8 protein-coding genes and 1 pseudogene are annotated in these 13,868 nt (G+C 58.4%); 6 read left to right on the top strand and 3 right to left on the bottom strand.

Features of this window, described 5'->3' with window-relative positions; genetic code table 11:
- The first annotated feature begins 4 nt into the window (after positions 1-4).
- The 5 genes from ACXAJT_RS26080 (at position 5) to ACXAJT_RS26060 (ending at position 6,266) form a co-directional block, all read left to right on the top strand.
- Entirely contained in the window at positions 5-1,297 is a 1,293-nt protein-coding gene (locus tag ACXAJT_RS26080; RefSeq protein ID WP_475241471.1) for a polysaccharide biosynthesis/export family protein, read from the top strand.
- Positions 1,298-1,527: 230 nt separating this feature from the next.
- Entirely contained in the window at positions 1,528-2,778 is a 1,251-nt protein-coding gene (locus ACXAJT_RS26075) for a glycosyltransferase (RefSeq protein ID WP_475241469.1), read from the top strand.
- A gap of 45 nt (positions 2,779-2,823) precedes the next feature.
- Positions 2,824-3,846, top strand: coding sequence for a DUF6473 family protein (locus ACXAJT_RS26070; protein ID WP_475241466.1), 1,023 nt, complete (start codon positions 2,824-2,826; stop codon positions 3,844-3,846).
- Positions 3,846-4,820, top strand: coding sequence for a sulfotransferase family protein (locus ACXAJT_RS26065; RefSeq protein ID WP_475241463.1), 975 nt, complete (start codon positions 3,846-3,848; stop codon positions 4,818-4,820). Before ACXAJT_RS26070 ends, ACXAJT_RS26065 begins: the two co-directional genes overlap by 1 nt.
- Before the next feature lie 756 nt (positions 4,821-5,576).
- A complete protein-coding gene (locus tag ACXAJT_RS26060; RefSeq protein ID WP_475241461.1) occupies positions 5,577-6,266 on the top strand; it encodes a sugar transferase in 690 nt (229 codons plus the stop codon).
- A 726-nt stretch (positions 6,267-6,992) separates the two neighbouring features.
- Here ACXAJT_RS26060 and ACXAJT_RS26055 read toward each other — a convergent pair.
- The 3 genes from ACXAJT_RS26055 to ACXAJT_RS26045 all read right to left on the bottom strand — a co-directional run bounded on the left by ACXAJT_RS26055 (position 6,993) and on the right by ACXAJT_RS26045 (position 12,527).
- Positions 6,993-8,177: a glycosyltransferase gene (locus ACXAJT_RS26055; RefSeq protein ID WP_475241459.1), complete on the bottom strand. Its 1,185-nt coding sequence runs from the start codon at positions 8,175-8,177 to the stop codon at positions 6,993-6,995.
- A gap of 65 nt (positions 8,178-8,242) precedes the next feature.
- A complete protein-coding gene (locus ACXAJT_RS26050) occupies positions 8,243-9,949 on the bottom strand; it encodes a hypothetical protein (RefSeq protein WP_475241457.1) in 1,707 nt (568 codons plus the stop codon).
- A 1,225-nt stretch (positions 9,950-11,174) separates the two neighbouring features.
- A complete protein-coding gene (locus ACXAJT_RS26045; RefSeq protein ID WP_475241455.1) occupies positions 11,175-12,527 on the bottom strand; it encodes an FAD-dependent oxidoreductase in 1,353 nt (450 codons plus the stop codon).
- Between the two features lie 258 nt (positions 12,528-12,785).
- Between ACXAJT_RS26045 and ACXAJT_RS26040 the strand changes: the two are divergent.
- A pseudogene (locus ACXAJT_RS26040) lies at positions 12,786-13,781 on the top strand (IS5 family transposase); the annotation flags it as partial.
- Positions 13,782-13,868 lie beyond the last annotated feature (87 nt).

The following is a 13,868-nucleotide window of genomic DNA, read 5'->3' as shown; positions in this document are numbered from 1 at the left end:
CGCGATGCAGACGCTTCACCGGCTCGTCGGCTTGCTTCTGGCCGCAGGACTGGCCGCCACAACCTTCGCGCTGCCCGCGCGCGCGGACAGCTACAAGCTGGTCGCAGGCGACACATTGCGGATCAGCGTCCTCGGCGATCCGGAGCGGTGGGAGAGCAGCATCGATCTTGACGGCGCGCTGCGCCTGCCCCCGCTCGGAGGCGTCGCGGCTGAGGGGCTCAGTCTCGACGAGGTCCAGAGCAGCCTGACAGAAGAGCTAGAGCGCAGCGGCCTGCATGTGGCGCCAAGGGTTTCGGTGTCGATCATCGAGTATGCGCCGATCATTGTCTCAGGCACGGTGAACGCTCCTGGCCGCTTCCCTTTCGCCCCCAGCCTGACCGCACGGGCCGCAGCTGGCCTTGCCGGGGGCACCCTGCCGCCGGGCGTTGAAACCGGCAGCTCCGGACTGCAAGTGGTTCAGATCAGCGGCGACTTACACGCTGTGGAGACAGATATGCTGGCCAATGCCTTGCGCATTGCGCGGGTTGAAGCGCAGTTGGCCGATCGCGAGACCGTAGACTTCGACGCAGCGCAAGCCCTGCCCTTCAACCTCCCGGACATGGCACTGTTTGAGCATCTTCGATCGCGCGAGCAGAGCATCCTCGACGTCGAACAGAGCTCGAACTCCGAACTTGCCGAGATCCGTGAAATAGAAATGCAGAATGTTGAGCGGCAGATAGAGTTGCTGCTTGAGCGCAGCAAGGTTCAGGAGGACCTGATCCGCATTCAGGAAGAAGAGCGCGTGGCGGCAGAGGCACTCGACGAACGCGGCCTGCGCACCCGCATGGACATGGCCCGCCTCGATCGCAACGATGCCAGCCTGCAGGCGCAGGTGCTGGATATCGAAGCCGCGCTGTCGCAGGCGCGCACCCGCCGGGCGGATCTTGCCGGGACGATCACCACGGACAATGCCAACCGTCGTCGCGATCTGCTTGAGGAATCCGCCAAGCTGCGCGCCGAGATGAAACAACTGGGCCTGAAGCGTCAGACATTGCTGGCAAAGGTCACGCTGCTCGGCGACCTCGCGACCAACTCATACATGGAAACGCCCGCGGCCAGAGTGGTCTACACGATCCGACGCCGGTCGGATGGCACTGTCGAGACCTTCGAGGTCGGACCAGACGAGAGCATCCTTCCCGGCGATACACTGGAGGTCAGCTTCAGCGACAGAACGAACGCACCTGAAGAAGAAGTCGCCTCCGCCGGCGCGCGCCTCCGTGACCGACCGGCAGACCCATCCATCTCCAATAAACCCTGACCCGTTACAGAAGGGGCGCAATCAATCTGCGCGACTATCCCTTGGGCAACACATCGAGCAACGCACGCTATTCTCAGAATTTCTGAAAGCCCTGCGCAGAAACAAAGCAAGAAGACGTAAAATCCCACGCATGGGTCAACACCTCTTTGCCGAACACATTATTCTGGTTTATCCTCATAGAATAAAATCTTAAAAACTTTAGAATTTCCTTTCAGGGCAAAGCCAAAATCATGGTCTATGTCAGCCAAGCAGACGGCACCGAAAAATTTGTCGAGCAAAGCGCACCCGAACCTCTGGTGCTCGTGTACTATTGGGGCGCCCTGATGAGCGGCGCAAACGGGAGCCAGCAACGCACGCTCAGGCAGCTCTCTTTCATCTGCCAACAGTCCGAAAATGTCGTGCTCTACCACTACAGCAACCACCCAACGGATGCCTGGACTGCCGAGCAGGAGGCTGCTTTTGCCGCACGCTTTCCCGGTGTCAGGCTTGTCTCTGACACAGAGACCGTTCTATTGAGAATACTTAGCAAACTGAAAAAGTTCCTCATCCTCTGCGCCCCTTCACTGGCGCAAAAGACGCTACGCCTCGCGCTGCCCTGGAGAACGCCGAACTATCAAAATTTGCGTGCGACCCACGACGCCATTCTCTATGTGGTCAACTACGTAGACAGTCTCGCTCAGATCAACGGCCTCGAACCCGAGAACGCCATCGTCGAAACACATGATCTGCGTTACTTCCGTCGCGCCAAAACCTCCGGGACATCTCTGGTTTCTTTGAAGAACCTCCTTGCTCTCCGATATGAGATTGCTGCCTTCGAAACGGTGAAGTCTCTCATCACGATTTCCCCAAATGAAACTTATTTTTACCGAAACATTCTCCCCAAAGCTGACATAAACTATATCCCGGAATATGAAATGCATGCACTCACCGAAACAGACGGGTGCGAAGAGACGAAATTCGACCTTCTATTCGCCGCTTCAGGCAATCACATCAATATATCCGGAATCTGCGATCTTTTCGCCAAGCAAGGTGAAAAGCTGCGGGACTTGCGGTTCGCGTTCTGTGGTCTTATTTGCGATCGGCCAGAGATAAAAGAGCTGGCTCAGGCGTTTCCGAACATCTCTCTGCTACATTTCCTTTCCGCTGAAGAGTTGCAGAGGACCTATGCCCAATCGAAGGCATGTCTGTCGCCGACGCATGGCACCGGGCTGAACATCAAGCTCGTGGACGCTTTGCGCCACGGCAAGCCGGTGTTCGCCTCGGAAGCCTCGAAAGACGGGCTCACCTCTGGCTATGAGGGCTGCGTGTTCCCACTCGACCCTGACTTGATGCAGGAGGTCCTTTCGCACCCAGAGCGGCTGCGCAGCGCCTCTGAGGCCGCAGCGGCCTATTACACCCGGTTTTCGCAACGTGGCGACCTCTCCGACCTTGCAAAGACGCTGCACCAGCATGGCCGGCGGCGGAGGGCCGCGCCCGCTTGAACTGCTTTGTGGCCGAGCCAAGGTTGCGTGCCCGGAGACAGGTCCGTGAGAAATTTTCAAAAATTCAATACGTTATTGATCGGATGGAATTTCAGGATGGCTTCTTTAGATACCGCACACCAAGAGCACCTCTCTGGCTATCAGCGCCGCGACTTCGCCATCGTCGACTACCAGATGTATGAACACGCGAGCTCTGGCTTGTCCTTTCGCGGCCCGCCTCCCCGATTGACACCCGGCGACTATGCGACCTGCCTCGGCGCGGCACAGACCTTCGGATGCTTCTGCGAGATGCCGTTCCCAGAGATCTTGCAGAATAGCCTTGGTATCGAGTTCGCCAATTTCGGATATGGTGGGGCCGGGCCCCGCTTCTATCTGCGTCATCGCGCGCTTATCGATGTGGTCAACAAGGGCCGCTTCGCGATCATCCAAGTCATGTCCGGTCGGAGCGAAGACAACAGCCTGTTCCGCAGCAACGGCTTGGAATATCTGGTCGAGCGAGCCACCGGAACACACATCTCGGCCGATGATGCCTACCGAAAGCTGCTGGAGAGAAACGAGCTGCACGCCTTGCCCGCCCCGCTGGCCCGCGCCATCCGCGTGTTCCACGGCCCGCGAGAGATGCGGCAAATCCTGCACGAAACCCGTCAGAACTGGATCACCAATTACAAGGCGTTCTTTGAGGCGATCGAGGTGCCAATCGTACTTCTGTGGATTTCCAAACGACGCCCGGGTCTGCACCATTCCGGCAAGCTTGTTTGGTGGTGGCAACGCTACGACAACGTCAACGCCTTGTTCGGAAAATTCCCGCAACTGGTGACAGCTGGCATGATGAACGGACTCACCAGAGAGGTTGCGCACTACGTGCAATGCGTGTCCGAGCGGGGCTCTCCTCAGCCGCTGTATGACCGTTTCACCGGCGAGCCGACGACAGTGAATACCGGAAACGACCGCCCCGATCTTTCGCAGGTCTGGACCCACAACCCCTATTACCCGTCGCCGGAAATGCACGAAGATGCAGCGGCGCTGCTCAACCCGGTGTGCCGGGCCCTGCTGTCTCGGGCGGCATGATGCCCTCCGCACGCCCCATACTCGTCACCGGCTGTCCGCGCAGCGGCACGACATGGACAGGCAACATTATCGGCGCGTCACCTTCGGTGTTTCTGCTCTATGAGCCTTTCAATGATGATGTTGGCGCCCGCCTACAGCTGAGCGAACGATTCATGGCGCTGACCAATGCCAACAGTCCGCCTTTCCGCCAAGAAATTGACGACATGATCGCTCTGGCACAGCTCCCGCGACGCGCGAGCTTGGCCTTTCAGGGGGTCGCTGAACGCTGGAGGCCGGCACCGCAGCGTTACACCCCGGCCCGACTCGCCGCCCGCCGGCTGCTGCGCCATCGCAAAGATTTCGTCTCGCCGAACCGGGTCTGCATCAAGGACCCAATCGCCTTTTATTCCAGCGAATGGATCGCCGACACATATTCAGCGCAGGTGGTCGTTATGCTCCGCCACCCCTGCAGCGTCGTCGCGAGCTACCTTTCGCTAGGCTGGGAGAGCGAAATCGAGGCGATGTTGCGCCATGCGGTACCCGCGGGCCGACCCGAACTCGCTGCCGCGGTCACCAAAAGGCGGCGCGTTCCCGGTACGCTGATTTCCGATCTCATCCTGCAGTGGCAGCTTTTCACCGCCGCAACACTCGATCTTCGGCGCCGCCGCCCCGATTGGGTTTTTATCCTACATGACGACCTGTGCCTGAAACCGATGGCGTACTTCAGCCAGCTCTACGACTGGCTCGGTCTCGAGTTCACGGCCGAGGTCAGCGACAGGATACGGCGGGAAAGTTCGGCCCAGAGCGGCGCCGCTTCTGCTGCGGCACGGCAACACCAACACCAGCGCGACAGCAAGTCTGTCGTCGGTGCTTGGAAAGGAAAGCTGCCGCACGAGACTGCCGATAGGGTTCTGACAGAGACCGCTGACCTCTGGGAAGAAGCGCAGGAGTCCCTCCTAGGTGGTATGAACGCCGCTGCGAGCGCGCAGGTCTGACGGCTTTGAAAGCCGGCCGCATCACGCTATGACGCCCCAAGGAAGTCCATACTCCGTGAATTAATGTACTTTGACCAGAGCGTGTTACCCGGCAGAGTTCGCCAAGTGACCCGCTTTGTCCGACGCTGAAAGTATTACCCAACCCAAGGTTACAGATCACGCCACTGCACGCAGCGCACCACGGTCTTGGTCACCGCAAGGCAAGCACCGCTACCGTGATGCAGATGCCTGCCGTTTCGCTTGCCCCCGCTCCGGTCCGGCTCGACCGACCTGTCTGGGGCATCCTTTGGCCGACCGAGCTGCACCAAGATTCGGCAAGCACCATTCGCGGAAGAAACGCCATTCGAAGTCGCCAACATAGAGCCCAGCACCGCGCCCGAATGATGACCTGAAATTACACCTTAAAATGCATTGAAATTTAACTGCATTTCCCACCATACCTTTGGCATACCATTTTAACCGCGGAAATACTTTTGCGACTCACCACAGGGAAAAGATCACATTCCTGAATTCTTACAAAATTCCAAACACAGCACTCACCACCACAACGACCGAAGACTGAGCACATTCGTCGCAGCGACCACTATATAGACGATCCGCGTCACCTTTTCGCCGATAGAAGTACAATCGGTTCAAATGTGTTTCCGAAAGCTGCCCACCGTGGGAATATGAGGGATATTTCGAAGATTATTTGATTCCCTAGGGGGATTGACCATGCATAGGCAAACGCCTCGCGTTGCATCGCGCGTTCAGAAAATGGAATTCGAAGTATCATCTGGCGAGGTCGACTTTGGCCGTGACACGACGGTTCCGGGGCGCCGTACGTTCTACGACGCCGCGAAACGAGGTATGGACATCCTATTCGCGTCCGCCCTCATCGCGCTATTTGCACCCTTTTTGGTCCTTGTCGCTCTACTGGTCTGGCGCGCGGATGGGGCGCCGGTCTTCTATCTGCATCGTCGAATCGGAAAGAACAGGAAGCCGTTCAACTGCATCAAGTTCAGGACAATGGTCCGCGACTCCGAGGCGATCTTGGAACGCGCTCTTACGCGCGATTCAATGTTGCGCCACGAATGGGAAAGAAACTTCAAGCTGGAAAAGGATCCCCGCATTCTCGGCGTGGTCGGACAGATGCTCCGGCGCTCCAGCTTGGATGAGCTGCCCCAGCTTTTCAACGTCCTCCGGGGCGAAATGAGCCTCGTCGGCCCGCGCCCCATAATCTTTGAGGAACTCAGCAGATATGGCCAATTCAAAGACCATTATCTTTCGGTGAAGCCCGGTTTGACCGGCTTGTGGCAGGTGGGCGGCAGATCAGATACTTCCTACGAAGAACGCGTGCGTCTTGATACATACTACGTAGAAAATGCCAGCTTAGCCAATGATTTGTCTATTCTGCTAAAGACGATCACTGCCTTTGTCAGCGGTCAACTTGGAGGCGGCAGGTGAGCTTTTGCTTGCCTTGTTTGATCCCGTTTCAGCAGGGTCAGCGCCGCTGACCCGCGCGCTTCGCACAGTTAGATACCACACCCAAAATAGCGTAATCGGCGCAGCGGCGAGCCATCCAAGAAGGCTCCACTTCAGAAGGTTACTGCCGTTCAGAAGAGCCCACAAAATGCACAGGGTTTGTGTCAGAACCAGCGGAGGCAGAAGGAAAGTTGCCTTTCGTCTGATGCGCTCAACTTTCTGACCGTCTTCCGGGAACTTTCGCAGAGCATACCCTCCCGACATTCTATAGTTTACCGAAATTCCGCGCTGCAAACGCGATCACTCATATACGTAGCGCCCACATCCGTGTACGCCACCGAAAGCTAATACCCGAATTTTTGTAAAACTTAAAGACAAAAGGCATTCACGCCAAAGGCTGCCCTATATCCCATAGCAATCGAAATCCCCAACGCTCACGTCCTGCGGTATATTTTCATACTTGGCCAGTCAGGCGCCGCGACATTCCTCCCGAAGAAGAACAGCACAGCGAAGCAAGCTAAAGCATAGGAAAATTTGGTGATTACAGGGGACAGGGTCGCGCAAAAATAGGCCGGGGTGCCTACCTTCGGAATGTCGCAAAGGGGCGCGCCGCCGCCTTAGGACTCAATCGGCCACCATGCCACCGATCGCACAGGGGCAACCGGCGCCCGAAGCTGGCCCCGCGGCACACACCGCGGGGCAAGATGTTTATAGACCCGTGCGTTCGCGCGGCGCGAACGCCGAACTACGGTCCATCACGACCGCCGAATTCAGCAGCGGGCGGTCGAGCCTGCCGCGGGTCACAGATCGGTTCCAGCGAAGTCCATCGATCACCTCGCGGAACTTACGACGGAAGGTTTCCTGCGAAAAATCCTCGGCCCGTGCCGCGACAACGTCGCGGTCAAAGCATCGCGTTTCAAACTGCCGTATCGCATCGTGCAGCGACTCAACGGTTGCGTGCTGAAAGAAAAGACCGGTTCGGCCCTCTTGCACGCTGTCGAGCGCGCCGCCAGCGCGCAGCGCAATGACCGGCAAGCCACAGGCCATTGCCTCGACGGGAACAATCCCGAAATCCTCTTCGCCGGGGAACACCAGCGCCTTGGCGTTACGGTAGAGTTCCTGGAGCTCTCCAACTGGGACCCGACCGCGGAATTCGACGTTGTCCGGCGCATTTCGGATCAGCGCGGCCCGCTCTTCGCCGTCCCCTACAACGATCAACTTGCGCCCGAAATCCCGGAAGGCCTCGATCGCAAGATCGATGCGCTTGTAGCGCACGAGTTCAGACACCGCGAGGTAATAGTCTTTCGGAGCGCCCGTACCCGGTGAATAGGCCTGCAGGTCCACCGGCGGGTGCACAACTTTCGCGTCGCGCCCCCAGAAGCGTTCGACCCGCGAAGCGGTGAAGCTCGAATTGGCGACAAAGGCATCAACCCGCGCCGCGGAGGCGAGATCCCATTGCCGCAACGTATGGCTGAGGCGCGAGAAATATGATCGGCTCACCACCCCGAGACTATCGCGATATTGCGGGTAATGGTCATAAAGGTAGCGCATCGGCGTGTGGCAGTAGCACACATGCAGCGCGCCGGGCGGCGCCAGCACACCCTTCGCCGGGCCGGACTCTGATGAAATAACCAGATCATAGCCGGAAAGGTCGAACTCCTCGAGGGCGCGGGGCATAAAGCCCAGATACTTCTTGTAGTGCTTCTTGGCCCCCGGAAGACGTCCCACAAGACTCTCCGTGATCCGGTGCCGAAGGATCCGCTCCGAGACTTTCGAGCGATCCAAAACGTGGGTGAAGATATCCGCTTGGGGATAACACTCGAGAATTTGCTCGAGCACACGTTCACCGCCCCTCATTCCGACGAGCCAATAATGTATGACGGCCACGCGCATGGGCCCACCTCCTCAATTGTGTTGTTCAAACGAACGAAGCCAGCGAAATGCGTGCTGCGCCTGCCTCAATCATTGCTAATCAGTTGAATTCGATACCCCACGATGTCTCCGTCAGAGTTCCCGCCGGGACCAAGAACGAAGTCCAAGCGGTCGCCCTTCTTCAGCACGACCTTCGGCAGAGTAACGTCCTGTGCGATCTTGAGCCCGGTCTGAACCAGCAGCGGCATCTCGTTGAGCCGGACGGTGAGGTCTACGCCGTCGGTGCTGTGCTCCGCTGGGTTCCACTTGGCTTTCACCTGAAGGTCCGCGGCCTCGGCCGCACGGTAGCGCACCACCACGTTTTTCGGGTCTTCGCTCGTGCCCGCTGGCACGATGGCATCCTCGGTCACGCGCACGGGGCGCAGGAAACGGTTGCCGAGGTAAGGTGTCCAGGGCGTGCCTGGACCGTCCTGTCCGGGCATAACGTAGAGCCGCACCGAGCGGTCGCCGCGCTCCACAAACCGCCGGAACGGATCCTCTTTGGCGTATCGCTTGTCTTCTTCCGGGTAGCTGAACTGATGATAGCTGTCGGCAACGATCCGGTTTTTAGACAGGCTCAATGTCCTTCCGAACTCGATCGGCTCATCCGAACTTACGATCAGCGGATTGGTCATCGACAGCCGAAGGCCATCGTGTCCGATCTTCGTACCCATAACATCGGTGACCGTCGCGTCAGACGCGAGGATGACGTCGCGGGGCTCGCCCCAGATCACAAGCTTCCGCTCGTCGAAGAGGCAAGCGTAGGTGAACGGGTCGGGGCTCACGTCACGGACCTTTTTGCCGACGAAATTCTCGTCCACAAAGCTGAAAGCCCGGCCAACGCCGGTGGCCTGCCCCGTCTTCTCGTCAACCAGCGGCTGCATGCTGTCCCCGCGGGCGTTCAGCGGATACCAGACGCTTCGCGTAACCCCTGCGAGGGCCATTGCACAGTACATGCGGACAAGAAAGCCGGGAGCGGTCTCCGGATCTGGGTCGCCAAACTCGGTGACCTGAAGTGGCACATCACGGCTGGCGGCGTTGCGCCGAAACACCTCGATTTGCCGCACCAAATGCTCGGGGGCCGTGGTATAGGGGTGCACCGCCAAGGCATCCATATAGGCGCCGCCTCCCTGATCCATCAGCGACCACAGGTAGCTCAGGGGCAGCGAATGGGTCGCTCCGCCAAGAACCGCAACATCCGGTCGCTTCGCCTTCACCGCTCCATACACGGCCTTGAGCAACTCAAAATGCTCGGCCGCCCGGTCATCCCGTACGGAATCGCGGATCGGCCCGTCGACGAAATTCTGGCCGTTGAACTCGTTGCCCACCTCGACCGTGTCGATGGCAGGAAAGGCATCGAGCGTGGCGACCACGAAGTCACCGAGCGCGGCCCGTCCGTCAGGCGTGTAGGGGGTATAGCCCTCATCGTAGAGATCATTGCCCCAGTTGACTGTCAGGCTCATGCCAGCGCCCGCCGCTTCGATCGCCAGCGGATAATTCAGCGCCCCCTCGTCAAAGACGTAGTCGCCCTTCTCGGTTTCAACCGAGTTCCAGTACACGATGTCCCGGAAATCGCGCACGCCGAAGGCAATCGCCTGATCAAAAAGCTGAGCGTTCCAGCCGTGGCCAAAGTTCGATGCTGCGGCAAGTTGCGGGCCGCGCTGCTCGGCGGCCGGCATCGTGTCGGCAGCAATGCTGCACGTCGATAGAAATGCGAGCAGCGCAATCGCTGCCCGGCGCGGGAAAGTCGGCATGATATCAGGACCTCACAGATGGGTATTCGGCAAGAAATAGCCGCAGCCGTCCTCCGACCAGGTGAAACCGCCGGAGGAATGGGCGTTAAATTAATATCTTAGAGGAGAACAAGAACAATTTTCTGCATAAACACCGGCCAAAAAAAACGAAATGACCAGGACGCACATCCTGATTTTGCTACCACATGGCGAAATGATCGCAAAGCGCCGAGCCCCTAATCGTGATATTATCCAAAATGTACGCGCGAATACTGCTGAAGGGTTAAGCAGCACGGACAAATCTTTCCCCGGAACACCCGCCAAGATTGAATTCAAGAAGTAGATTGCGTTTCTGGGCTGCGTGAGAACTCCTGCAAAAGGCGTGGCGCGAAATCGTAGCCGATCGGGGCTTCCTTCTTGGGAAACTACGTCCCGACGCCAATCCTTGAGATGTGCAACTGGCACACCGGAGGGTCATCGCGGTGCCAGATTCGCAGCAACCAAGCTAGGATTTCCTTGCAGCAGTCTTGCTTCATATTTACCATAAACATATGTTTTAAATCACATAAACTAAAAATCATATCGCGAGGTCAGCCATACATCGGCAGACCGTCCCAGCGCAAAATATAGCCCAAGTGCGGTTCACCACGACGTCGTCTTTGTCAGCGCCTGTGCAGTGAGCCTAAGTTCGCGACCTCAGAAGCTCTCAGGAGTTTGCCGCTCTGCACCCCAACAGCCTCTTGGTTCGTTGGCTTGGCATCCAAGCGGCAAAGTATCCGGTTCGATATTTTCGTCAGGTGGAGATACATCCATAAGGTGTAACCTATTTAATTCGCTCTTATCTTTACTTCGAAACCCGCGACCACCCACAGTGCGCCTATTTTCCATGTTTCGCCGTTTCCTCTGCCAGAGACCCGCAGAAGTCCGCAGGCGTGCCAAGCGAAAATCACCCGAATCTGCCACGCACCAAATCAGTAAGCGGCACCCCGACCATCGATGTGCGCGCACGAGAAACAAGCCCCACCTACGCGAAAACTTAGGTCACTGATGTTGACTAAAATCAGAAATACACCGACGCAAGTCACGGATATGCCCTGAAACAAAACCACTCGAAAACGGCACTAATTTTCAATGTGCCCGCCTAGGATGTCTCAACCCCAGCGCCGCCACGTCGGCCCGACGCGAACGAAGCATTTGGAAAGGGGTGAACGCTGCGGCACATGCCTGCGGTTACGATGGCCACCACTCACACGTCGGGCGGCCCAGTGCGCACGCGGGCCGATCGCCCCAACGCGGAGGCTTGCAGCGTCGCCCGTGTTCTTTCCACGACCTGCGCCGAGATCGGCAGATAGGCAAAACGGCCCTGACGCCCGACCGGGATGATCCCGAATTCAGTCAGCTGCGCCACCGCATCTTCAACCCTGACGGAGCAGCCACTGCGATACAATGGGTATGCGTCCTCGATGATCTCATGCCCCTCCAGCGCCAAATCCTCCGAGAACAGCCCGAAATCTCTCACGTCTTCGCAGAACTGCGCGAAGGCGGCATCGGCGTTCTTTGGTTCATTTTTCTGGTGGGTGATTTCCACGGCAAAATACTCCCGCCCCTCGGCATGACCATAAATGCGCGAATAGACGGTCAGACGCTTCCAGCGTCCCAGCTCGTGAAAATTAAACAGCACCGTTCCGTCGAACTTATGGATCTGCGAGACGCTGATAAACAATGTCAGAAGATCGATGCTCTCCAGCCCGGTCTCCTTCCCTAGCGCCGCCCTTGTCATGGTCTCCAGCGGCATCGCGCCGACAACATGCTGCGCCTCCACCTCGTAGGCACCGGCCTTGACCCGGAAGAAATTCATCTCCTTGCGGATCTCGGCCAGCGGCGCGGTCATCACGAAGCGCACACCGCGCTTTTCGAGTATTTGCTTTATCTCCTCATAGAGCGCGCCAAACCCCTCTGGCGGCCGCACCAACATCGGCGGGCGGGGCGGCGGAGGCGCTTTGCTCTTGATCCAGGTCCTCCGAAGCATATCAAAAAGCCCCGAGACACGCGCCATCCTACGAATGAACCCCATACGTCGCTCGCAAAAAAGAACGTCGATGTCTCGCGCGGGGGTCTGGTGAAAACGCGTGATATAGTTCTTCAGGCCAGATCTCTCGTAGGTCGTCTTGCCCAGATGGGACAGGCAAAAGTCTTCGGCGTTCGATTGCTTGGGCGGGTACAGCCGGGCTCTCAGAAGATCCGCAATCCCGCGGGCCTGTTGGCGCAAAGGCCATTTTGAGAACTCGTGCATCGCAAAGGGATAGTGCCAGACCCGGCCATCCGGCGCGATACGGCCCTGACGACGCCGGACCTTCGGGCATCTCTCCTTCACCCCCTCGAACATCGAAAACAGCGGGTGGCAGACCTCGAAAAAGATGCTCCCCGCATCAAACGTGTACGGCCCTATGTTGCGCGACATATGCGTGCCCCCGCAGTGCGCGGCCTGATCGATCATGGTCACCGAGTATCCGTCTCGGCGCAGTTCATAGGCTGCCGTCAGTCCGGCAACACCACAGCCGAGGATAACAACATCGGCCCTGATCTTTTTAGGTTCCAAGGCGTCAGACCGACGCTGCAATGTTTCGCCCAAACGGCATATTTCAAAATGCCCCCAAAAGTCTCAAAAAAAGCGCCTTCAAATATTCCAAATATTGCTGTTCTTTGATGAGAAAGGAAGCCTGAATCATTCTTCTATGGTTTCTGACCCGCCTGCCCCGGTTGGTCCCTCCTGTCTAACAGGCTGCTGAAATAGTCCGGGCTCGACCTGGAAGGCAGAACATGATTCAGCCTCGGCGTGCTTTGGCGGGGGTGAATGATGCGTGGGACGGACGAGGCGAGCGGGTCGCTGTTCAGCTATGTGGACCTGGAGGCGCGCATTCCTGACCGGCATCCGTTGCGGAAGATCAGGCATGTGGTGAACGAGGCCCTTGGCAGCCTCGATGCCGAGATCGAGGCGCTTTACACCGATTTCGGTCGCCCCTCGATCCCGCCGGAACGGCTGATCCGGGCCAGCCTGTTGCAAATCCTGTTCTCGGTCCGCTCCGAGCGGCAGTTGATGGAACAGATGCAGTATAACCTCTTGTTCCGCTGGTTCGTCGGCCTTGGGATTGACGATCCTGTCTGGGTCCCAACCGTCTTCACCAAGAACCGCGACCGGCTGCTGACGACCGACATGTCGCGTAAGGTGATGGCGGCGATCCTGGCCCATCGCGAGGTCGCTCCGCTTCTGTCGAACGATCACTTCTCGGTCGATGGCACGCTGGTCAAGGCTTGGGCTTCGATGAAGAGCTTTCAGCCGAAGACTGGCGACACGCCGCCCGATGACGATCCGGGCGGCCCGTCCGGACCCGACGCCATCGCCGAAGATCAGCCTGAACCGACCGAACCCGAGACCGCACCGATGCCCCGCCCCACCAACCAGGAACGCAATGCTGAGGTCGACTTCCGAGGCGAGAAGCGCTCGAATGCCACCCACGCCTCGATCACCGATCCCGATGCCCGGCTCTACAAGAAGTCGTCCGGCACCGGCGCCATGCTGTGCTTCATCGGGCATGCGCTGATGGAAAACCGGAGTGGGCTCATCGTGCAAGGAGACCTGACGCAGGCCGATGGCCATGCCGAACGGCGCGCCGCACTGGACATGATCCACCGCCACTCCCCTGGTTCGACCCGGCAACTGACGTTGGGCGCCGACAAGGGCTTCGACGCAGCCGAGTTTGTCGCCGACCTGCGTAAAGCCTGCGTCACCCCGCATGTCGCGCAGAAATCGAGATATTCAGCAATCGACGGCCGCACTACCCGGCACGAAGGTGGAGACCTCCGATAACCCGTTCGGCGGCCACCGATCGTCCGGTCGAATGCGCTAATGCGCTCGCTGGCGCGGCACGTTTAATTTGCT

Source organism: Salipiger sp. ABF4_146 (assembly GCF_056161345.1).
Note: the sequence above shows the minus strand (reverse complement) of the source record. Positions and strands in the feature narration are given on the sequence as shown.

Excerpts from the sequence above, each read along its gene's own strand:
- ACXAJT_RS26080 (WP_475241471.1), top strand. The coding sequence starts at position 5 with ATGCAGACGCTTCACCGGCTCGTCGGCTTGCTTCTGGCCGCAGGACTG.
- ACXAJT_RS26065 (WP_475241463.1), top strand. The coding sequence starts at position 3,846 with ATGCCCTCCGCACGCCCCATACTCGTCACCGGCTGTCCGCGCAGCGGC.
- ACXAJT_RS26060 (WP_475241461.1), top strand. The coding sequence starts at position 5,577 with ATGGAATTCGAAGTATCATCTGGCGAGGTCGACTTTGGCCGTGACACG.
- ACXAJT_RS26055 (WP_475241459.1), bottom strand. The coding sequence starts at position 8,177 with ATGCGCGTGGCCGTCATACATTATTGGCTCGTCGGAATGAGGGGCGGT.
- ACXAJT_RS26050 (WP_475241457.1), bottom strand. The coding sequence starts at position 9,949 with ATGCCGACTTTCCCGCGCCGGGCAGCGATTGCGCTGCTCGCATTTCTA.
- ACXAJT_RS26075 (WP_475241469.1), top strand. The coding sequence starts at position 1,528 with ATGGTCTATGTCAGCCAAGCAGACGGCACCGAAAAATTTGTCGAGCAA.